This window comes from Ruegeria sp. HKCCD6426 (assembly GCF_057221115.1).
Genome location: NZ_JBWVBF010000005.1, coordinates 297,756 through 317,987, shown reverse-complemented (window position 1 = coordinate 317,987; position 20,232 = coordinate 297,756). Strand labels below are relative to the sequence as shown.

At 57.0% G+C, this 20,232-nt stretch carries 20 protein-coding genes; 14 read left to right on the top strand and 6 right to left on the bottom strand.

Annotation, left to right across the window (positions count from 1 at the left end; all coding sequences use genetic code 11):
* Positions 1-33: 33 nt before the first annotated feature.
* Positions 34-1,293, bottom strand: a complete 1,260-nt coding sequence (locus AC2TDA_RS16405; RefSeq protein ID WP_480847082.1) for an ABC transporter substrate-binding protein — start codon at positions 1,291-1,293, stop codon at positions 34-36.
* A gap of 142 nt (positions 1,294-1,435) precedes the next feature.
* On the opposite strand from AC2TDA_RS16405, the gene AC2TDA_RS16400 reads away from it, so the two are divergent.
* The 7 genes from AC2TDA_RS16400 (at position 1,436) to AC2TDA_RS16370 (ending at position 7,919) form a co-directional block, all read left to right on the top strand.
* Positions 1,436-2,233: an IclR family transcriptional regulator gene (locus AC2TDA_RS16400; protein WP_480879777.1), complete on the top strand. Its 798-nt coding sequence runs from the start codon at positions 1,436-1,438 to the stop codon at positions 2,231-2,233.
* A gap of 5 nt (positions 2,234-2,238) precedes the next feature.
* A complete protein-coding gene (locus AC2TDA_RS16395) occupies positions 2,239-3,297 on the top strand; it encodes an ABC transporter ATP-binding protein (RefSeq protein ID WP_480879775.1) in 1,059 nt (352 codons plus the stop codon).
* A gap of 159 nt (positions 3,298-3,456) precedes the next feature.
* Complete coding sequence (locus tag AC2TDA_RS16390; RefSeq protein WP_480879773.1) at positions 3,457-4,416, top strand: dihydrodipicolinate synthase family protein; 960 nt, start codon at positions 3,457-3,459, stop codon at positions 4,414-4,416.
* Positions 4,407-5,339 (top strand): 4-hydroxyproline epimerase, encoded by a 933-nt coding sequence (locus AC2TDA_RS16385; RefSeq protein WP_480879772.1) that lies wholly within the window; start codon positions 4,407-4,409, stop codon positions 5,337-5,339. The genes AC2TDA_RS16390 and AC2TDA_RS16385 overlap by 10 nt, the downstream gene beginning before the upstream one ends.
* Positions 5,339-6,574, top strand: coding sequence for an NAD(P)/FAD-dependent oxidoreductase (locus AC2TDA_RS16380; protein ID WP_480879770.1), 1,236 nt, complete (start codon positions 5,339-5,341; stop codon positions 6,572-6,574). The genes AC2TDA_RS16385 and AC2TDA_RS16380 overlap by 1 nt, the downstream gene beginning before the upstream one ends.
* Positions 6,575-6,584: 10 nt before the next feature.
* The gene (locus tag AC2TDA_RS16375) at positions 6,585-7,619 is read left to right on the top strand and encodes a trans-3-hydroxy-L-proline dehydratase (protein WP_480879768.1); all 1,035 of its coding nucleotides are present in this window, start codon (positions 6,585-6,587) and stop codon (positions 7,617-7,619) included.
* 27 nt (positions 7,620-7,646) lie between these two features.
* Positions 7,647-7,919, top strand: a complete 273-nt coding sequence (locus AC2TDA_RS16370; protein ID WP_480879766.1) for a hypothetical protein — start codon at positions 7,647-7,649, stop codon at positions 7,917-7,919.
* Here AC2TDA_RS16370 and AC2TDA_RS16365 read toward each other — a convergent pair.
* The gene (locus AC2TDA_RS16365; protein ID WP_480879765.1) at positions 7,853-8,434 is read right to left on the bottom strand and encodes a YceI family protein; all 582 of its coding nucleotides are present in this window, start codon (positions 8,432-8,434) and stop codon (positions 7,853-7,855) included. The two genes, AC2TDA_RS16370 and AC2TDA_RS16365, sit on opposite strands and share 67 nt — an antisense overlap.
* Before the next feature lie 48 nt (positions 8,435-8,482).
* On the opposite strand from AC2TDA_RS16365, the gene AC2TDA_RS16360 reads away from it, so the two are divergent.
* Genes AC2TDA_RS16360 through AC2TDA_RS16350 form a run of 3 tightly spaced genes read left to right on the top strand, consistent with a single transcriptional unit; the run spans position 8,483 to position 10,922 of the window.
* Positions 8,483-9,055 (top strand): RNA polymerase sigma factor, encoded by a 573-nt coding sequence (locus tag AC2TDA_RS16360; RefSeq protein ID WP_480879763.1) that lies wholly within the window; start codon positions 8,483-8,485, stop codon positions 9,053-9,055.
* Positions 9,052-9,789 (top strand): anti-sigma factor, encoded by a 738-nt coding sequence (locus AC2TDA_RS16355; RefSeq protein WP_480879761.1) that lies wholly within the window; start codon positions 9,052-9,054, stop codon positions 9,787-9,789. Before AC2TDA_RS16360 ends, AC2TDA_RS16355 begins: the two co-directional genes overlap by 4 nt.
* Before the next feature lie 59 nt (positions 9,790-9,848).
* Positions 9,849-10,922, top strand: a complete 1,074-nt coding sequence (locus AC2TDA_RS16350) for a helix-turn-helix domain-containing protein (protein WP_480879759.1) — start codon at positions 9,849-9,851, stop codon at positions 10,920-10,922.
* Here the strand turns inward: AC2TDA_RS16350 and AC2TDA_RS16345 are convergent.
* Positions 10,895-11,785: a LysR family transcriptional regulator gene (locus tag AC2TDA_RS16345; RefSeq protein WP_480879758.1), complete on the bottom strand. Its 891-nt coding sequence runs from the start codon at positions 11,783-11,785 to the stop codon at positions 10,895-10,897. The two genes, AC2TDA_RS16350 and AC2TDA_RS16345, sit on opposite strands and share 28 nt — an antisense overlap.
* Positions 11,786-11,893: 108 nt before the next feature.
* On the opposite strand from AC2TDA_RS16345, the gene AC2TDA_RS16340 reads away from it, so the two are divergent.
* Entirely contained in the window at positions 11,894-12,895 is a 1,002-nt protein-coding gene (locus tag AC2TDA_RS16340; protein WP_480847099.1) for a sterol desaturase family protein, read from the top strand.
* A gap of 69 nt (positions 12,896-12,964) precedes the next feature.
* Positions 12,965-13,789, top strand: coding sequence for a 3-methyl-2-oxobutanoate hydroxymethyltransferase (locus AC2TDA_RS16335; RefSeq protein ID WP_480879757.1), 825 nt, complete (start codon positions 12,965-12,967; stop codon positions 13,787-13,789).
* A gap of 18 nt (positions 13,790-13,807) precedes the next feature.
* Here the strand turns inward: AC2TDA_RS16335 and AC2TDA_RS16330 are convergent, their stop codons facing one another.
* Positions 13,808-15,112 (bottom strand): UDP-glucose dehydrogenase family protein, encoded by a 1,305-nt coding sequence (locus tag AC2TDA_RS16330; protein ID WP_480879756.1) that lies wholly within the window; start codon positions 15,110-15,112, stop codon positions 13,808-13,810.
* Between the two features lie 160 nt (positions 15,113-15,272).
* Between AC2TDA_RS16330 and gmd the strand changes: the two genes are divergently transcribed.
* Both gmd and fcl read left to right on the top strand, forming a co-directional pair.
* Entirely contained in the window at positions 15,273-16,397 is a 1,125-nt protein-coding gene (gene gmd / locus AC2TDA_RS16325) for a GDP-mannose 4,6-dehydratase (RefSeq protein WP_480879755.1), read from the top strand.
* 9 nt (positions 16,398-16,406) lie between these two features.
* Positions 16,407-17,384, top strand: a complete 978-nt coding sequence (gene fcl, locus AC2TDA_RS16320; protein ID WP_480879753.1) for a GDP-L-fucose synthase — start codon at positions 16,407-16,409, stop codon at positions 17,382-17,384.
* 30 nt (positions 17,385-17,414) lie between these two features.
* On the opposite strand, the gene AC2TDA_RS16315 is transcribed toward fcl, so the two are convergent.
* Together AC2TDA_RS16315 and AC2TDA_RS16310 are read right to left on the bottom strand one after the other, a co-directional pair.
* Positions 17,415-18,491: a DUF2793 domain-containing protein gene (locus AC2TDA_RS16315; RefSeq protein WP_480847106.1), complete on the bottom strand. Its 1,077-nt coding sequence runs from the start codon at positions 18,489-18,491 to the stop codon at positions 17,415-17,417.
* A gap of 239 nt (positions 18,492-18,730) precedes the next feature.
* Positions 18,731-20,167 carry a mannose-1-phosphate guanylyltransferase/mannose-6-phosphate isomerase gene (locus AC2TDA_RS16310; RefSeq protein WP_480879752.1) on the bottom strand — a complete coding sequence of 479 codons (1,437 nt, stop codon included), beginning with the start codon at positions 20,165-20,167 and terminating at the stop codon, positions 18,731-18,733.
* Positions 20,168-20,232: the final 65 nt, after the last annotated feature.

The window sequence follows — 20,232 nt, the reverse complement described above, 5'->3', positions numbered from 1 at the left end:
AGGCCGGGCTGCTGCCCGGCCCTGGTCCAGAGATTACTGGTCGTAGATACGACCGCGGGCCCGTTCCAGCTTGGCCAGAATCTTGTCCACGTTGTCAGGTTTGACCATGAATTCCTGGAAACCTTCCATCGAGGCCTTGGCCATTTCCGCAGGCGCGTCACGATCCCAGAACTGGGCGACGCCTCCGGGGCTGTTGGACGACAGCATTTCAAAACCCTGATTCAGGAACTTGTCGTCATCAACTGAGGAATTGGCGTTCACAGGCAGCTGCCCAAGGTTCTTGCCATTGTTGATCTCGGTCTGTTCGTCCGGGGAAACGACAAAGCGCAGGAACTCGCGTGCGGCTTCCTTGTTCGAAGCGTTTGCTGGAATGTGGAACGTGTCGGTCGGCGCGTCTTCGGCCAGTTCGACATCGGGATTGATCGCTACGAACTGGTAGAAGTCCAGCTGATCGTCGGTCAGACCCGCTTCACGAAGGGGTGCCACGGCAAAGTTGCCCATCAGGTAAGCGGTCGCATCGCCCTTGACCATGAAGGGCAGGGCTTCCTGCCAGCTATAGGTCTGGTGGTTGTCGATGAAGGCGCCCATGTCGATCAGCTGTTTCCAGTTGGCAAAGGTCTGTTTGACCCGGTCATCTTCCCAGCTGACCTTGCCTGCTGCCAGATCCTGATGGAAATCGAACCCGTTGGTGCGCATGTTCAGGTAGTCGAACCAGCCGCCCGCGGTCCACAGGAACTTGGTGCCGATAGTGTAGCATGCGCGCCCGGAATCGATGATCTTCTGACAGTTGGCAAGCTCTTCTTCCCAGGTGGTCGGTTCGCTCAGACCGAGTTCATCAAAGATGTCTTTGCGATAGTAAACACCCCACTGATAGTAGGAATAGGGCACGCCCCACTGCTTACCATCGATCGTCATCGCGCCCTTGGTCGAGGCCAGATTGTCGCCAATCGCAGGCTCCGCCCACAGGTCCGACACGTCCTCGAACAATCCCGCCTCGACGTAAGGTCTCATCCGGTTTGCCGCGTACCATGTCGCAACGTCGGGCGTGTCCGCAGTCAGAAAATTGCGGATCTGGGTCTTGTAAGCCTCACGGTCGATAACGGTGGTTTCGATGGTCAGGTCCGGGTGCTGTGCCTGGAACCGCTCGATCATCGCTTCCATCGTCGCGCGGGGCGCCGGGTTCGATGTGTCAAGAAAGATCCGCAGCTCGCCGGTCAGTTCAGCCGACGCCGGCGCTGCAATTGCCACACTGGCAGCCAGTGCTGCCGCAGTGCGCTTGAAGATGGAATGCATGGTTTCCTCCCTTAGCTTCCATTTTTGAGGTTCCAAATAATGAAACCTAGTTTTATATATTGAAAACTACACATCGAATCGGTTAGCGTTGTCAAGACCCCCGCACTGACGCTGTGGGGTATGTGGAGGAGATCAAGCACCCGTGGCTGGCGACGGAACAATAGGCAAAGCATGTGACGTGCTTGAGCAAGTAGCGGCGTTTCAACGCCCGGTGCGCTTTGCGGAATTGCTGGACAACAGCGATTTTCCTAAAGCGTCGCTGTATCGTTTTCTGCAATCCCTGACCAATCAGGGAATGTTGTCATATGACCCAGACAGGCAGACCTATGCGCCGGGCCTAAGATTGGTGCGGCTGGCCCATGCGGCCTGGACGCAGAGTTCGCTGGCTCCTATTGCGCGGCCGTTTCTGGATGCGCTTAGCCGCGAGACCGGAGAAACGGTTCATCTGGCGCAGCTCGATTCCAGCCAGGTCCTGTATGTAGACAAGCGGAACGCGGCGCAGCCGGTCGAGATGTATTCGCAGGCTGGCAAGGTTGGCCCGGCTTACTGCACTGGGGTCGGTAAGGCGATGATGGCATTTCTTGATGAAAATGCGCTGAACAAGACGATGTCTCAGCAGAGCTTTCACCGCTTTACCGACAAGACGCTGACCTCTGAGAAAGAACTGCGGGCTGATCTCGACTTGATCCGCAGCCGTGGATACGCCGTCGACGATGAAGAACATGAACCCGGCATTATCTGTATTGCTTGCCCTATCCTGACTTCGGGTGGGCGGATGCTAGGTGCGATTTCAGTGACAGGTTCGACCGGACGCATGGATTTCGATCAATTGGAAGCCTGGGTTCCCCGCGTGCGGCACGTGGCTGAACAGATCGGGACCGAGGCACAGGCATGGCGGTTCCCTGAAACCCGCCGGATGGCCAATAACGACAGGATGTAAGCGACATGACAGGTGTAACTCTGAACCGTGCGATCAAACGGTATGGCCAGACGCAAGTGATCCACGGCGTCGATCTACAAATCGAAGACGGCGAATTCTGCGTTTTTGTTGGTCCCTCGGGTTGTGGAAAATCCACGCTGTTGCGCATGATCGCGGGGCTTGAGGAAACGTCCGAGGGGGAAATCCACATCGGTGTGCGCGACGTCACCCACATGGACCCGGCCAAGCGCGGCGTAGCGATGGTGTTCCAGACCTATGCTCTCTACCCCCACATGAGTGTGGCGGAGAATATGGGTTTTGGTCTGCGTATGAACGGGGTGCCAAAGGCCGAGATCAACAAAAAGGTTCAGGAGGCATCGGGCATTCTGAAACTGGATCAATATCTCAAACGCAAACCAAAGGCCCTATCGGGCGGTCAGCGTCAGCGCGTCGCTATTGGACGGGCCATAGTGCGTGGCCCCGAAGTGTTTCTGTTCGACGAACCTCTGTCCAATCTTGATGCCGAATTGCGCGTTGAGATGCGTGTGGAAATCGCACGTCTGCACAACGAAATTGGCGCGACGATGATCTATGTGACTCACGATCAGGTCGAGGCGATGACTATGGCCGACAAGATAGTGGTGCTGCGCGATGGGCGCATCGAACAGGTCGGTGCCCCGATGGACCTGTATCGCGATCCCGATAACCGCTTTGTAGCGGGCTTCATCGGGTCGCCCGCGATGAATTTCCTCGAGTGCGATGTAGTAGATGGATTTGTCCGTCACCCCGCGTTAACCGACTCGATTCCGGTCACCAATTCGGTGCCAGCGGATGCAGCCAAGGTGACATTGGGTATCCGACCGGAACACATTCAAGTTGATCGCTCTGGCGGTGTATGCACCGTCGATCTTACAGAGGCCTTGGGCGGCGTGTCGTATTCCTATCTGCTGACACCAAACGGCGACAAGCTGATTGTGGAAGAGCGCGATGATCAGCGTAGCAAGCAGGGTGACATGATCGGTATATCTGTCCGTCCGGAACGTGCGATGCTGTTTGATCCGGACACCGGGCTGAGGCTGCGGTAATCGTAAAACCCTGAAGCAGAAATGAGCGCGGTGCCCCACACGGGTTACCGCGTTTTTTTTCTTCGAACGAATCCAAAGGTTCGCGTATCCAATAACCGATACGCCGTATTTGAACGCGAAACCAGCGCACACGCAATTGCCCGTCAAAGGAAAGAATTCATGCAATCAGACGTTTTCTCCGGTACCATGCCCGCCCTCATGACACCCTGTACACTAAACCGCGCGCCTGATTTCGATGCGTTGGTACGTAAGGGTCAACAGATGATTGAGGCCGGGATGTCGGCCGTTGTCTACTGCGGTTCGATGGGCGACTGGCCACTGCTGACAGACGCGCAGCGGATGGAAGGGGTCGAGCGACTGATTGGCGCCGGTCTCCCGGTTGTGGTCGGCGCTGGGGCAATCAATACGAAATCTGCGGTGGCTCATGCTGCGCACGCGCAGAAAGTGGGCGCGGCTGGTCTGATGGTGATCCCACGAGTTCTGTCGCGGGGAAGTTCTCCTGCTGCGCAGAAAAACCACTTCCAAGCGATCCTGTCCGCCGCGCCGAATGTGCCCGCAATCATTTACAACAGCCCGTATTATGGCTTTGCGACACGGGCAGATCTGTTCTTTGCGCTGCGAGCCGAACACTCTAACCTGCTAGGGTTCAAGGAGTTCGGTGGTAAGGACGACCTGCGATACGCGGCTGAAAACATCACCAGTCAGGATGATCAGGTCACGTTGATGGTCGGTGTCGATACCGAGGTCTATCATGGCTTTGTCAACTGCGGTGCAACCGGCTCAATCACCGGAATCGGCACTGCTCTGCCGCATGAGGCGCTGTTGCTGGCCGCGCTGTCGCAAAAAGCAGCTCAGGGTCATGCCGAAGCACGCCGGCGCGCACAAGAATTGACCGATGCCTTCCATGTTCTGTCCAGCTTCGATGAAGGGCCGGATCTGGTTCTCTATTACAAGCACCTGCTGGTCTTGAACGGAGAACCCGAATACCGTCTACACTTCAATGAAACCGACGAACTGACCGATGCACAGCGAAACTATTGCGAACAACAATATGCCCTGTTCCGCAACTGGTTTGCCGACTGGTCGAAGCAAGGCGGAGTGATTGCTGAATGCATGTGATCGACAGCCACACCGGAGGTGAACCCACACGGGTGATCCTAGACGGAGCGCCTGACCTGGGATCCGGTCCATTGGCCATACGTGCCCACCAGTTGGCGACCGAGCACGAAGTGTTTTACCGCTCGATCATGCTGGAGCCGCGCGGGCAGCCGGCAATGGTCGCGGCTTTGTTGGTTGAACCGGTAGATCCCACATGCGTGGCTGGCGTGATTTACTTCGATGTGGATGCCGTACTGGGTATGTGCGGCCACGGGACTATCGGTTTGGCGGTGACGCTGGCGCATTTGGGGCGGATCGATGTCGGCACACATCGCATTGAAACCCCGGCTGGGGTCGTCACGGTTGAGTTGCATGATCCAAACACCGTGACAGTAACGAATATCGAAAGTCGTCGGGTGCGCCGTGCAGTAACGCTGAACGTGCCCGGTTTCGGGTTAGTGACCGGAGATGTCGCCTATGGTGGCAATTGGTTCTTCATCATCGATCCCAGCCCGATCCCTGTTGAGCCCGGCAACATTCGTCAGATGACCGACGCCGCAATTGCCATTCGCGAGGCCACAATCGCGCAGGGGATTGGGGGCGAGAAGGGCGAGCCTGTGGATCATGTGATCTTTCAGGGCGCTTCTCCGCGTGAAGGCGTGCACAGCCGAAACTTTGTCCTTTGTCCGGATGACGCCTATGACCGATCCCCATGCGGGACCGGTAGCTCCGCGCGGCTGGCCTGTCTGGCGGCCGAAGGTCAATTGGCCGCCGGAGAAGAAATCGTGCAGGAAAGCGTCATTGGCAGCTCTTATCATCTGTCCTATCGGTCGGGGCCGGGCGGGGGCGTCATCCCTATGATCACGGGGCAGGCCTTTGTGATGTCCGAGGGGCGATTGATCTTTGACCCCAAAGACCCGTTCAGAGAAGGCATTGAAACCTGATGCCGCAGGTTATCGTCATTGGGGCAGGCGTCATCGGCATCAGCACAGCGCTCGAGCTGCAACGGCTGGGTCACCAAGTACGCGTTTTTGATCGCAAGGGCGTGGTGGCGGAGACGTCGGCTGGCAACGCAGGCGCTTTCGCCTTTTCAGAAGTCGAGCCGCTGGCGACGCCGGGCATTATGCGTAAGGCTCCAAAATGGTTGCTGGATCCGTTGGGTCCACTGTCGATTCCGACAGCATATGCGTTTCAAATCGCACCTTGGATGTATCGGTTCTGGCGCGCTAGCCGCCCGGATCGCTATCAAAACCTGTTGGGCGCCCAGGCCAGCCTGATGGAATTGTCCAGTGCAGCCCTGACACGGCAGATTGTCTCGGTTGATGGCGAGGCTTTGATGCAACGCGACGGCCAGATGCAACTCTATGAAGGCGAGGCGGAATACCGTGCCAGCCTTCCCACTTGGGAATTGCGCCGCCGCCAAGGGATCGAATTCGAACTGCTGGAAAGCCCTGAGGCGATAGCCGAGAAACAACCGGGCCTGTGCCCGCGGTTCACACATGCAGGATTCACGCCCAATTGGCTGAATGTCGTCGACCCGAAAACATGGGTCGAGCATCTGGCCCGGGTCTTCCGCGACCGCGGGGGGCAGATCGAGCAAAAGGAAGTGTTGGGTTTAGCGCCGACTTCCAATGGTGTTCGAGTGTCCTGCGCAAATGGCACGACAGAAGTGGCCAAAGTGGTATTGTCGGCTGGCGCGTGGTCCCACCATCTGGCACGGACGCTCGGTGATAAAATTCCGCTCGAGACAGAGCGCGGCTATAATACGACCCTTCCGGAAGGGGCGTTCGATCTTAGGATGCATCTGACATTTTCCAGTCACGGTTTTGTGGCCAGCCGCATCAACGGCGGCGTGCGTATCGGCGGAGCGGTTGAATTGGGTGGACTGAACTTGCCCCCCAATTACAAACGCGCCGAGACGCTGTTGACGAAGGCGCAGAAATTCTTGCCGGGACTGAAAACCGAGGGCGGTATGCAATGGATGGGATTTCGTCCGTCGCTGCCGGACAGTATTCCGGTTATCAGTGCGTCGCCGAAATCCCCGAATGTTATATATGCGTTTGGGCATGGCCACCTGGGTCTGACACAATCGGCCGGAACGGCCGAGATGGTAGGGGCCATGGTCGCTGGCCAAATGCCGCGGATTTCACCTGGTGCGTTCTCTGCAACACGGTTTTGAAAGGGCAAAAATGCGCAGCAGCAAAACCATTCATGTCATTTCAGCCCATGCCGAGGGTGAAGTCGGCGACGTGATCGTCGGTGGGGTGGCTCCGCCACCTGGTGATACAGTTTGGGATCAGCGCGCATACATTGCCCGTGATCAGACATTGCGAAACTTTGTGCTGAACGAGCCCCGAGGGGGCGTTTTTCGCCATGTAAACCTGTTGGTGCCGCCCAAACACCCCGAGGCTGACGCCGCATTTATCGTTATGGAGCCGGAAGACACTCCGCCTATGTCCGGTTCGAACTCGATCTGTGTTTCAACCGTTCTGTTGGACGGCGGGATCATCCCGATGCAGGAGCCGGAAACCCGTATGACGCTTGAAGCCCCGGGCGGCCTGGTTCTGGTTCGGGCTGAATGCCGCAATGGCAAGGCCGAGCGGATCTTTGTGCAGAACCTACCCAGCTTTGCGGACAAGATCGCTGTTCCGCTTGAAGTGCCGGGAGTTGGAACTTTGAGCGTGGACACGGCCTATGGCGGGGACAGCTTTGTTGTGGTCGACGCTGCCGCGTTAGGTTTTGATATTGTCGAGGCCGAGGCCCGCGATATCGCCTGTCTGGGCGTCGCGATCACCAATGCCGCGAATGATCAGCTTGGCTTTTCGCATCCTGAAAACCCCGATTGGGATCACATTTCGTTCTGTGCGTTTTGCGGCCCATTGGAAAAGACAGCAACTGGCCTGCGTGGAAAATCTGCAGTTGCGATCCAGCCGGGCAAAGTCGACAGGTCCCCGACCGGAACGGCGGTTTCGGCGCGCATAGCGCTGATGGCGGCAAAGGGCGAAATGCAGATCGGGCAGAGTTTCCAGGCGGTTTCCATCATCGGCTCGCAGTTCACGGGCCGGATTGTACAGGCAACCTGTATCGGCGATCGCAATGCGATCGTACCTGAAATCTCTGGCCGGGGCTGGATTACCGGTGTGCATCAGCACATGCTGGACCCGGACGATCCCTGGCCCGGTGGATACCGTCTAAGCGACACTTGGGGGGCTGGTTCGCCCTAAGAAAGCGGATAGTCCCTTGGCAACGAAATGAGAAACAACCTTCCAAAGCAGCTGGATGCCGAAGGGCTGGTGGAGTTGGCGAATAAGCGGCAGAATCATCAGGAATTGCTGCGCTTGGCACAGGCCGGTCAGGTCGACGCAGCCTGCGCTCTGTTGGCGGCGCATATCGGGGAAGCGAAGGTGCGGTTGCTGACACTGATGGCTGCCCGACATGGCACAGAGTTTCAGCGGTCTCAGCTGTCCAGAGTGAACATCAGCCGAGCGGTCACAGGCACAGTCCGCGTGATGCCCGGCAACTGAGCCAGTTCCATCAACTTGTCCACGCCTGCTGTTACGCCGGCGTCTTCGGCGCTGATAAAGACCATGTCATTGGTTGAGACCATGACTGAATATTCGGATATGCGCAAAACGAACATCTCGGTCGTGAAATCCACATCGGTGCCCACAAGCGACAATTTGGCCTCGACCTCGAAAGTCTCGCTTTTGCCCACGTCAAGTTTCGAGACTGCGTCCATGTCAATCCGTGCTGACAATGTGGCCGATGCCGCTTTGCGGAACACGTGCTCGATCATGCGTTCATTGCGAATGTCGATATTGGTCTCGACCGAGGACAGGTCGACATCAATCTTTACCCAACCGTCCTCACTTACGTGACCGGACAGATTGGTGAAGGAATTGACCTCTCCGATGTCGTCGATTTTGACCGTACCATAGGCCAGATGTGAAGCATCCGAGTTCAGCGTCCAATTGGCCGCAAAGGCCGGAGCTGCAATAATTATCGACGCAATCGTGATCGCCTTGAACAGAAGTTTCATTTCTTTCCTCCAGAGTCTGTGTCAGTCCTGAACCCGCGGGCCCGGCTCGTGAAAGACAAACACACACAGGTCGCAATTTATTCGATGAGCGGTGAATTGAGTTCCGAACAGGCCGTACGCGGCGCGATCCAGACGCACTCCAAACGCGTTTGGCGGTTTGGTCTTGCGTTGTCTGGGGCTTCGGACATTGCCGATGACCTGTTGCAGGCAACTTGCCTGCGCGCGTTGGAGCGTCATCATCAGGTGACGTCGCATGCGCGGCTGGACAGTTGGCTGATGACGATCTGCCGTTCAATTTGGCTGAACGAACTGCGCGCCCGGTCCGTTCGCAAGGCACAGGCGCTGTCGGTCACGCCCGAGGCAGAACTGGTGGCGACAGGACCGGATGCAGAAACGAATATTTTTGCCGCTGAAGTGTTTACCCTAGTGATGCAACTGCCAGAAGCGCAGAGGGAAACAGTGATGCTTGTGTTTGTCGAAGGCTACAGCTACCGCGAGGCCGCGGCGTTGCTCGAGGTTCCCATCGGCACAATCATGAGTCGGCTGTCAAATGCCCGGCAGAAATTGAAAACCGCAATGCAGCACGATGCACTTGACACCGTTCGACGGGGTGGCAAATGAAGTTTTCTGATGAGACGCTGCTGTCGTATCTGGAAGGCGATCTGGACGAAGACCAGAGCCGCGTAATTGAGGATGCAATTGAGGCCGATCCCACGCTCGAGGCCCGCCTGATGGCATTGGACCCGATTGCGAATGTAGTTCAGGAGGTGTTCCAGAACGTCCCGGCGAAACCCCCTGAAATAGATCTGCCGACCCCGGCGCCGGTGTCGCATGCGGCTGGCACTTTTCGTCTGATCGGGGTGGCGGCGTCTGGGGCGATCATTGCTGTTTCCGCGACTTTCTGGGCTACACGGCCGTCTGATCTCGGTTGGGCTGAGCAGGCTGCGATCTACCAATCGCTCTATGTGCCGGACACAATTGCAGAGCTGGACAACTCTCCAGTTACGCTAGACGCACAGTTCACACTGGCCGAGGCGCAGCTGGGGCGTTCCCTAAACCGTGAGGTGTTGGAAAACTTACCGGGTCTCGATTTAAAGCGGGCGCAGGTTTTGTCGTTCAACGGAAAGCCTTTGGTTCAGGTCGTATACTCGGATGGGCAAGGGCAGCCATTTGCGTTCTGCGTCATTCGACAAGGGCCTGGGGCCGAGGATAAGCCGGTAAAACACTCTGTTCTCAGCGGGTTGGCAACCGCAACCTGGGCACAGGACGGGTTTGGCTATATGGTGTTAGGCCATGATGCACAGACGGATTTGATGGGCCAACTGAATGTTCTTACATCCAGCTTTGCCGGGTGATGGGTTCTTTGTCGTAAAATCACTTGAGAACGAACCGAAATGCCCGAAGAATACCGGCCATGAAATCCAAGCGCATCCTGCCCGAACTGGAAGAGGCCGAGGATGGCCCGGCAAGTATCTATGACACCGAGCCGCCCGAGGACGAAGACCTGTGGTTCATGCCGCCTTTGGACGAAGAGTCCGAAAGCGATTTTCTGTTCCCCGGCAGACGTGCGGACCAGCGGCTGCTGTTTGATCATAGAGACTGGCGCGCGGCGCAAGCAGAATTGTCTTTTGAGCTGGCCGATCTGGCGGCGACGTTTGGGGCGCTGGACGAACGTCTACGCGCAGGGCCCAAAGGGTGGGGCCATCGTCTGGCGCTGATGGAGGTTTCAGACCTCGGATGGTGGACCGGCGACCGGATCAGTGTCGACCGCCTGGCCTTATGGACAGGGCTGCGGATCGGGGCGACCGGCGACGACGTGCAGGCCCTGTTCCGAGCCGGATGGGCGGTCCGGCGGCTGACGTCCGGAGCCGAACCGTCAGACGGAGGGTGGGAGATCGGTTTGACCGCATTTCTTGACCGTATTGCGCAAGGCATTGATGAGATACCGGAAACCGTCGCTGATTTGGCGGAATTGATGGGCAACGCCGCTGGCCTACATCCGGTAACTCAATCTGCGATCGCCTTCCACGCCTGGCGCGCACTGTCACAGGGCATCGGGCAAGATACAGAAGCCGCTATAATTGCGGCACGCCACGCTGCGACTATGGGTCGGGGCGGTGCATTGTTTATGCCGCTTACCTTATCTGGTCCTGGTGCTTTGCGTGGTGCTGGAGAGCCGAATGAAAAACTGTCCGCTTGGATTCATGGTGCTGGGCAAGCGGCACTGGCGGCGTTGCTCCATCTTGATCGGGTCCGCACATGGGAACAGCGCGCGACAGAGGCCACCGCGGACCTGAGCGGGCGCACGCCGCCAGTTCTGATCGAGGTCCTGACGGCTTGGCCAATGGTCTCGGCCCCTCTGGCCGAAGAATTGACAAAAGCCTCGCGAGCTGCGGTGCAACGAAACTTGGACCTGTTCACCAAACGCGGCCTGATCCGTGAGGTCACTGGACAAGGGCGCTATCGCGTCTGGAACGCTGCGCTGTAGTCCAGCAACCATTCTCTAAATACGCGCGCTGCGGGACGCAAAGCGGTGCGGGATGGGTAGGTCAGATGATAGGCCTCTTGCCCCGGACAGATGATGTCCGGAAGACAGGGCACAAGTCCGGACAGGCTCATGATCCGATCCGAGGCAGGCGCGCGGGCCAGCGCGATACCGCCTCCGCAAGCTGAAAGCTCGGCGGCCATCAGTGAATTGTCGGCAAAGAAATAGTGTGCCTGACCCGTCGACAACCGGAGCGTTTCGAATAGATGCGGCCAACTTGCGCGGTGGGTCGAGACTTCGATCAGAGTGAACCTCAGCAAATCTTGCGGTTTGGTGATCTGAGCAGCGATATCCGGCGGCGCAACCGGGTATAGTTGCTCGCGCAACAGTTCGTCGCTTTCGGTACCGAACAATGCAGGGTTTCCGAAAACGATCTGCAAGTCGGTAAAACGATTGGCAAAATCCGAGATCAAGTTGCCCGTGGAGAGCGACAGGTTGATTTGTGGTTGCGTGGCCTGAAACTCGGGCAATCCCCGCGCCAGCACCCCATGGGCAAACAGCAGGACGGATTGCACAAACAGTCTCTGTTCCCGCGTTTCCCCGAACAGCCCGGTGGTGGCTGTTTCAAGCATCAACAGCGATTGCTGAACCGAGGGAAGATAGGCCCGCCCGGTCTCGGTCAGTGTCACTGCATGGGCGTGTCGGTGAAACAGGGGCGTGCCCAATCGGGTTTCCAGCGCCTTGACCTGTTGGCTGACGGCGGCTGCGGACATGTTCAGTTGTACCGCCGCCCGTGCAAAACTTTCGGTACGGGCCGCGGCCTCGAACACGCGCAACCAGTTGAGAGAGGGGATACGAGTGGTCATGTGTGCAGGCTAAGCAAAACTTGGCCTGACCTGCAATACATAGCGTTCTGAGGTATCCGCGATTGCAGGTAAGAATTCGACCAGCGAATAGAACAGATGAGTCACGCCATGACCGAACCGACCTTACCCACACGCCCCAAACGCAAGATTTGGAACTACACACCGCAACTGCCGATCCAGACCTCTCCCTATTGGGACTGGCCGATGAAGCCGCTGGCTGTGCTGAAATACCTGCTGCAAAGCTGGAATCCACTGGCGTTGCGCGCGTTTCTGTTGGTGTTCGCCATCATAACGTGGACTTACCTGACCCCTTCGCTGGCACGGATCGAGACGTTAAGCTGGGATTGGGTGGCCGAGATTTGGTTTCGCAATTTCTGCATTCTGATGGTGGTTGCAGGAGGTCTTCACCTGGCATTGTGGAAGTTCCGCACGCAGCAGGACGAATACCGTTACGACATGCGCCCGATGATGAAGGGCGCCAAGATTTTTACCTTTAAAAATCAGGTCTGGGACAACATGTTCTGGACCCTCGGCCCGGCACTGACCTTCTGGACGTTTTGGGAGTGTTTCATCCTCTATTCCTACGCCAATGGCTGGGTCACAATGATCACCTTCGACAGCTACCCGGTCTGGTTTGTCGCGATGGTGGTCTTCATTCCGATCTGGGCGGGCTTTCATTTCTATTGGCTGCACCGCCTGCTACATGTCGGGACCCTTTATACCAAAGTCCACGCCTGGCATCACCGCAATATCAATACCGGGCCGTGGTCCGGACTGGCGATGCACCCGGTCGAGAGCTTCTTTCTGATGTTCGATACGATGATCTTTTTCCTGCTGCCGTCGCACCCGATCCACGCCATCTTCCTGCTGTTCCATCATGGGATCGGTGCGCCTGTGTCTCACGCCGGATTTGAGCACTTGAAACTCGGCAAAAATGCCAAGTTCCAGGTGGGCGATTTCTTCCACCAACTGCATCACAAGTTTTTCGACTGCAATTATGGCACCTGGGAAACGCCCTGGGATGAATGGTTTAACACCTTCCATGACGGAACAGACGAAGGGAATGAAATGGTCAAGGAACGCCGCCGCAAAATCTGGGCTGCCGAATAATCAATCAGCAATTCTCAGCTGCCGGGTCTTTCGGGACTCGGCAATTGCTATCTAACAACAGGGACCGTCATGAAGAATATTTACACATTTGGCCGCCGCCCGGCGCAGAGGAACTACACCGTCAAAGACCTGTTGGACCTTAAGAAAACTGACCAGCGGATGACCATGTGTAATCCGGCGAACGAGGCCGAAATCCAGGCATGCGTTGACGCCGGAATTGACCTGCTGACACTTTGGGACGTGCATCTGGACATGGCGCGAGAGATTGCACCCACCCATTTCGCGGGCACCGCGATGAATTGGGGTCAGTTTTCCACCAATGACGAAATCATGCGCCACGCTATCGAGTGCATGGAAAAAGGCGCCGACATGTATTTTACCAACCGCTCATACGAAGTGGTTGAAATGCTGGCGCGTGAGAGCATCCCAGTGCAGGTTCACATGGGTCTGGTTCCGTCTCTTAGCCATTGGGCGGGCGGGTTGCGTGCCTTTGGTCGGACCTCAGATGAGGCGATGCAGATCTATCGAACCTTCAAACGCTACGAAGATGCTGGCGCCATAGCGTGCGAGATTGAATGCGTGGCCGAGGACACGCTGAACTTGCTGAACGACAAGACCTCGATCGTTACCATCTCGCTGGGGTCGGGCAATGCGGGCGATGTGATTTTCCTGTTTATGGCCGACATATGCGGCGAGGCTGAAAACCCTCCGCGCCACGCGCACGCCTTTGGCGATCTGGGTCGTCTGCACAAGCAAGTGTACCAGGAACGGGTAACAGCGCTAAAAGAGTTCCAGTCCGAAGTCCGCGCCAGAAATTTTCCCTATCCGGCACAGTCTATTGCGATGCGCGACGGTGAGCTGGCAAAGCTGCAGGAAGCGTTGGATAAAGTCTGACGACCCTACCCGGTGCTCTCAGCGCCCGACGCCTACATAGGTATCAAAACCGGATTTCAGCACCTGGCTTTCAGAATAGATGTTGCGCAGATCAACCATGCGGGCAGTTCGCATGGTTTCGGCCATCTCATTCAGATTTAGCGCGCGGAATTCGTTCCACTCGGTCAGCAATACCACGACATCCGCATCTTTGGCCGCCGCATAAGGCTCCTCGACCCAGTCAACGCCGGGCAGCAGAGCTTCGCCCTCGGACCGGCCCTGCGGGTCGACGACCCGTACCTTTGCGCCTCCGCCGATCAGCGCGGGCACGATGGTCAGCGACGGCGCGTCGCGCATGTCGTCGGTATTGGGTTTGAAGGTGACGCCCAGCACCGCGATGGTCTTGCCATTGAAATTGTCGTCGCAGGCCTCGCGGATTTTCTCGATCATCCGTTTCTTGACCCCGTCATTTACACGAATGACTGTCTCGGTGATCTGCATCGGGTAGGCATATTCCTGTCCGATCCGAGCCAATGCCGCGGTGTCTTTCGGAAAGCATGAGCCGCCATACCCGGGGCCAGCGTGCAGGAATTTGTTGCCAATCCGTCCATCCAGGCCGATGCCACGCGACACTTCCTTGACGTCCGCGCCGACCCGTTCGCACAGACCCGCAATTTCATTGATGAAGGTGATCTTGGTCGCCAAAAAGGCATTGGCGGCGTATTTAATCATTTCCGCGCTTTCCAGATCGGTGGTCAGGATTGGATAGTCGCGTAGGTAAAGGGGTCGATAAACCTCGTTCATGACCTCAGCGGCGCGATCTGTTTCAATGCCGACGACCACTCTGTCGGGGCGCATGAAATCGTCAATGGCGGCCCCTTCACGTAGGAACTCCGGGTTCGAGGCAACATCAAACTCGGCCTGCGGATTTGTTTCCGAGATCACATTATGAACCATCCGGTTTGTTCCGACCGGCACCGTCGATTTGGTCACGATCACAGTATAGCCTGTGACGGCCTGCGCGATCTCTTTTGCGGCGGCTGTGACATAAGTCAGGTCTGCATGACCATCGCCGCGACGGGTAGGCGTGCCAACTGCAATGAACACAGCATCCGCGCCGCTCACGGCCGCGGCCAGATCGGTGGTGAAACTCAGACGGCCTGCGGCGACATTCTTGGCCATCAAGACATCCAGCCCGGGCTCGTAGATCGGAATTTCGCCGGCCTGCAGCATCTCGATCTTGTTGGCGGCCTTGTCGACGCAGATCACATCGTGCCCGAAATCCGAGAAACACACACCCGACACAAGCCCCACATACCCGGTGCCAATCATCGCAATGCGCATAGTTCAAATTCCTTTTTTGTTATAGGCGCCCTTAGAGAAGGCACAGTCCTAGAAACCGAAGATGGATTCAATCCCTTATGGGACCTTGGGTTGCTTTCCGCGGCTTCTTACTGTCTTTGGAACAGAAGAAAAGTGTTTTGGAACAGGGCGGGGCGTATTCATGGCCAAGACTGCGTTGATTACAGGCATTACAGGTCAGGATGGGTCTTACCTAGCCGAGCTTTTGCTGAGTAAAGGCTATGAGGTTCATGGCATCAAACGGCGCGCGTCTTCGTTCAACACTCAGCGGATCGACCATATCTATCAGGACCCGCACGAGCCGGACCCCAAGCTGCGTCTGCACTACGGCGATCTAAGCGATACATCGAACCTGACCCGCATCATGCAGCAGGTTCAGCCGGATGAAGTGTATAACCTGGGCGCCCAATCCCATGTTGCCGTCAGTTTCGAAGCGCCGGAGTATACAGCTGACGTTGATGCCTTGGGTACGTTGCGCTTGCTTGAGGCGATCCGGTTTCTGGGGCTGGAGAAGAAAACCCGGTTCTATCAGGCTTCGACTTCCGAATTATACGGGCTGGTGCAGGAAAGACCGCAACGCGAGACAACTCCATTTCACCCTCGTTCGCCATATGCGGTGGCCAAGCTCTATTCCTATTGGATCACAGTGAACTATCGTGAGGCCTATGGGATGTATGCCTGCAATGGCATCCTGTTCAATCACGAAAGCCCGCGTCGGGGCGAGACATTTGTCACCCGTAAGATCACCAGGGGGCTGGCCAATATCGCCCAAGGGCTCGAAGATTGTCTCTACATGGGAAATATCGACAGCCTGCGCGATTGGGGTCATGCCAAAGATTATGTGCAGATGCAGTGGCTGATGCTACAACAGGAAACGCCCGAAGATTATGTAATTGCCACGGGCAAGCAATATTCGGTGCGTCAGTTCATCGAATGGTCCGCGGCCGAGCTTGGCGTCCGTCTGGAGTTTTACGGCGAAGGCGTGAATGAGATTGCGACGGTCACCGCCGTTGAAAGTGACAATGCCCCAGCCCTAAAGCCGGGCGACGTGATCATGCGGATTGACCCCCAGTATTTCCGCCCGGCCGAGGTGGACAGCTTGTTGGGTGATGCATCAAAAGCGAAACAGAAACTGGGCTGGGAGCCCGAGCTTTCCGTGCAGGAGATGTGTGCGGAAATGGTCGCCGAAGACCTGATAACCGCCAAGCGCCATGCCTTGCTGAAACAGCACGGTCTGGAAATACCCGTCACATTGGAAAATGGCTAAGGGGACGATATGCGCAAGATCTATATCGCAGGGCATCGCGGTATGGTTGGCAGTGCGATCCTGCGCAGGTTGCAGCAGCGTCAATCAGCAGGTGAAGCGTTGGAGCTGGTCACCCGCACCCGCGCCGAACTGGACCTGACCGATCAGGCCGCAGTGCGCGCCTTCATGCAGGCCGAACGTCCAGATGTCGTAATCCTGGCGGCCGCAAAGGTGGGCGGCATTCATGCCAATAACTCCTTTCCGGCCGATTTCATCTATGAAAACCTGATGATCGAATGCAATGTGATCCATCAGGCCTTTGCCGCTGGTGTTCAAAGCCTTCTGCAACTTGGCAGTTCCTGCATTTACCCGCGAGATGTTCCCCAGCCGATGCGCGAGGATGCGCTGCTGACCGGTGTGCTCGAGCCCACAAACGAACCTTATGCGGTGGCCAAGATCGCCGGGATCAAGCTGTGTGAAAGCTACAACCGGCAATTCGGGGTCGACTATCGCTCAGTCATGCCGACCAACTTGTACGGGCCCGGAGATAACTTTCACCCGGAAAACAGCCATGTTCTACCTGCCCTGATCCGTCGCTTTCACGAAGCACAGCGCGATGGGGTTGACGAGGTGGTGATCTGGGGCACCGGCACCCCGCGACGCGAATTCCTGCATGTGGATGACATGGCCGATGCGGCGCTGTTTGTTCTGGACCTTCCGCGCGACGTCTATGATGCGAACACCCAACCGATGCTCAGCCATATCAATATCGGAAGTGGACATGATATCTCGATTGCCGATCTCGCCGTGCTGGTCGCTGAAACGACAGGTTTTACCGGACGCATAACGCAGGATGCCAGCAAACCGGATGGCCCTATGCGCAAGCTTATGGATGTGTCCCGCTTGCGTGATATGGGCTGGCAGGATCGAATTCAACTGGATGACGGTATCCGCGAAACCTATGCTTGGTTTCTTAAGCAGGCCGACACGGACCTACGCAACAAATAACCGCCCGGACTCACGCCCGGGCGGTGGTTTTCAGTACCATCGCCCGATTGCCGTGAGCGCCGGAACGGCCAACGAGGCATCTGAAGAGGTTGACAGCACCTGCCAGGTGACGTCCGTGGTAGAAGCGGCATCAAAGCTGAGGAACCGCGCGATCTTGCCAGCGGTACCGCTTAGGACAGGTGTGGTGCCTGCAGCAAAACTGGACGGGAAATTCCACGTACTTGAGCTACTTGCAAACAAAGCACCGTCCGTTGCGGTGCATCCGACTGCGGTCAACGCAGCGGAACAAATCTGCGTTCCGTCGGCAAATCGGACATAGTCGCCATCGGCTGTGCTGCCTCGTTCAATCACTGCGCCGGTAGGGGCGCCGCCGTTTTCGGATACTGACCCCAATAAGTTGCCGGGCCCATACCCGTAATCCGCGCGCATGAGACGGCCCATGGTCGTGTCATCTGCGCTTGCCTGAACGGCTGCCCCGTTGGAAATACCCGTTGCAGGATCGAAACTCAGTGCTTCGGTCCAAGAGCTTCCGTCCGCTGAGACCTTGATGGAGAAACCGTTGCCGCCCGACAGGCCCATTTCCGCGTGTCCCATCCAGTTCGACTGGAACAACAGCGAGGCAGTATCACCGGCACCTGCCTTGTTGATTTTCAGTTGATGACCGCCGCCGTCATGGCTTAGCAACGTGGCCGGAGACCGAACGGACAGACGGTTGGTGCTGTCATACCCGGTTGCGATGCCCAGACCGCCTAAGTTCTGGGCCGCGATTGGCGGATCGATCCAGTTTGTGCCATCCCAGACTTTCAGCTGCTTCGCTGCCTGATCCCACGCCCGCCACCCAATTTCGGGCACGACGAAATGCCAGGCATTATCCAGCCATGCGGCCAGCTTGCCCGCCTGACCGTTCCATTCAGCGACAGGGTTGCCGCCAAGCGCGTGGACTTCACCTTGCTCGGGAACGGCGGGCGGGGTTGTTGCTTGCAGCGAAGCAACAGTCAGCTGCACGACCAGATCCAGCTGTCGCAGCGCTTCGTTATGGGTGACGTGTTTCTGCGCCTGTGCAGGTTGCAGATAGGGTAGGTTCAATCGGGGTGAGCTTTGCGACATGGGCGTCCTCCTGAGACCGTCGGTCCATCAATGATTGCGCGTCAAACTGCCGTGGCAGGTCTGAATCCCGCCTCACCGGGGCGTACTCCCCGGAAGAACTTTGTTAACCAGTGAATTTCCATCGCCGAAACAGAAGCTATCGATGAATGGCTTTTGTTTCGCAAATTGGTGGGGAAGAGTGATTGATTCTACCTATCGGCAGGTATTGCGGTGATCACCGGGGAATCCTGTAACGCCCCTCAATCTCGGGCGTAAATATCCTCGTAGCGGACAATGTCGTCTTCGCCCAAATAAGTCCCGGTCTGAACTTCGATCAACACCATGGGGACCTTACCGGGGTTCTCCATTCGATGAACCGCGCCCAGTGGGATGTAAACGGACTCGTTTTCGGATACGAGGCGTTCTTCTTCGCCGATCGTAACCTTGGCCGTGCCTTCGACCACGATCCAGTGCTCGGATCGGTGATGATGCGATTGCAGGCTCAGTGCCGCGCCCGGATGGACGTGAATGCGTTTGACCTGAAACCGCTCTCCGACGACCAAGCTTTCAAACCAGCCCCACGGGCGATGATCGACGGGTAATTCTTCGGCTTGTTTCGCGCCTTTTGCCTTCAGTGCTGCAACTGCCTGTTTGACGTCCTGCGCCTTGTCCATGCTTGCAACAAGAACAGCGTCAGGCATGGCAACTGTGATTACGTTCTCAAGACCCATCGCAACCACTTCTTGCGTGGGCGACTCCGAGCGCACTAACACGTTGTGGCAGTCAATGGCGGTGACTTCGCCGGTTGTGGCAACGCCACTAGCATCAGGATTGCTCAGCTCTTGCACGGCAGACCAGCTGCCGACGTCAGACCATCCGGCCGCATAAGGTACTACACTGAGATTGCTGGCTTTTTCCATAACGGCATAGTCGATCGAGATATCCTGAACCTTTGCCCATGCATCAGCGTCGAGGCGCAAAAAGCCAAGATCCGTTTTGGCCCCTTTGACAGCGGCTTGAACCGGGTCCAACAGATCAGGAGCGTGCTGTTGAAAGGCAGCAATGATATCCTTGACGCCAAAAAGGAAAATACCTGAATTCCAAAGGTATGTGCCTTCGTCCACCATGGCCCTGGCGCTGTGCAGATCCGGTTTCTCAACGAACCGATCCAGCGGAACCGTGGCGTCTGTGATGTCAGGTGCGTGGCGGAGCTTTAGGTAGCCATATCCCGTTTCTGGCCTGTCAGGTGTGATGCCGAAGGTCACCAGATCGCCTCGTTCTTCTATAGCTTCGGCGCCTCGCGCGACGGCCGCATGAAAAGCAGGCTTGTCTGGAACGACATGGTCGGACGGTGCCACCAGCATCACAGCATCAGGATCGGACTCTGCCAGATACAAGGCTGCGGCCAGAACGGCCGGAGCCGTGTTGCGCCCCTCGGGCTCGATCAGAACCGGTCCGGGATCGATGTCAACAGCGGCCAGTTGTTCAGGCACTACAAAGCGAAAGGCTTCGTTGGTCAGAATCAAAGGTTTGGCATAACGCGCATCTGCCGGTCCACGAAGTCTGTCGGCACATTCCTGAAGAAGGCTGGTGTCGCCAATCAAGGGCACAAACTGCTTGGGGTAACTCTTGCGCGAAAGAGGCCACAGGCGCGTTCCGGATCCGCCACAAAGGATGACAGGGCAAATTTTCTTCATGGTGCACCCGCCGTGTGACCGCATTGAAACCCGAGGTTCTTGAGAGTTGCCGGATTAGCGCAAGG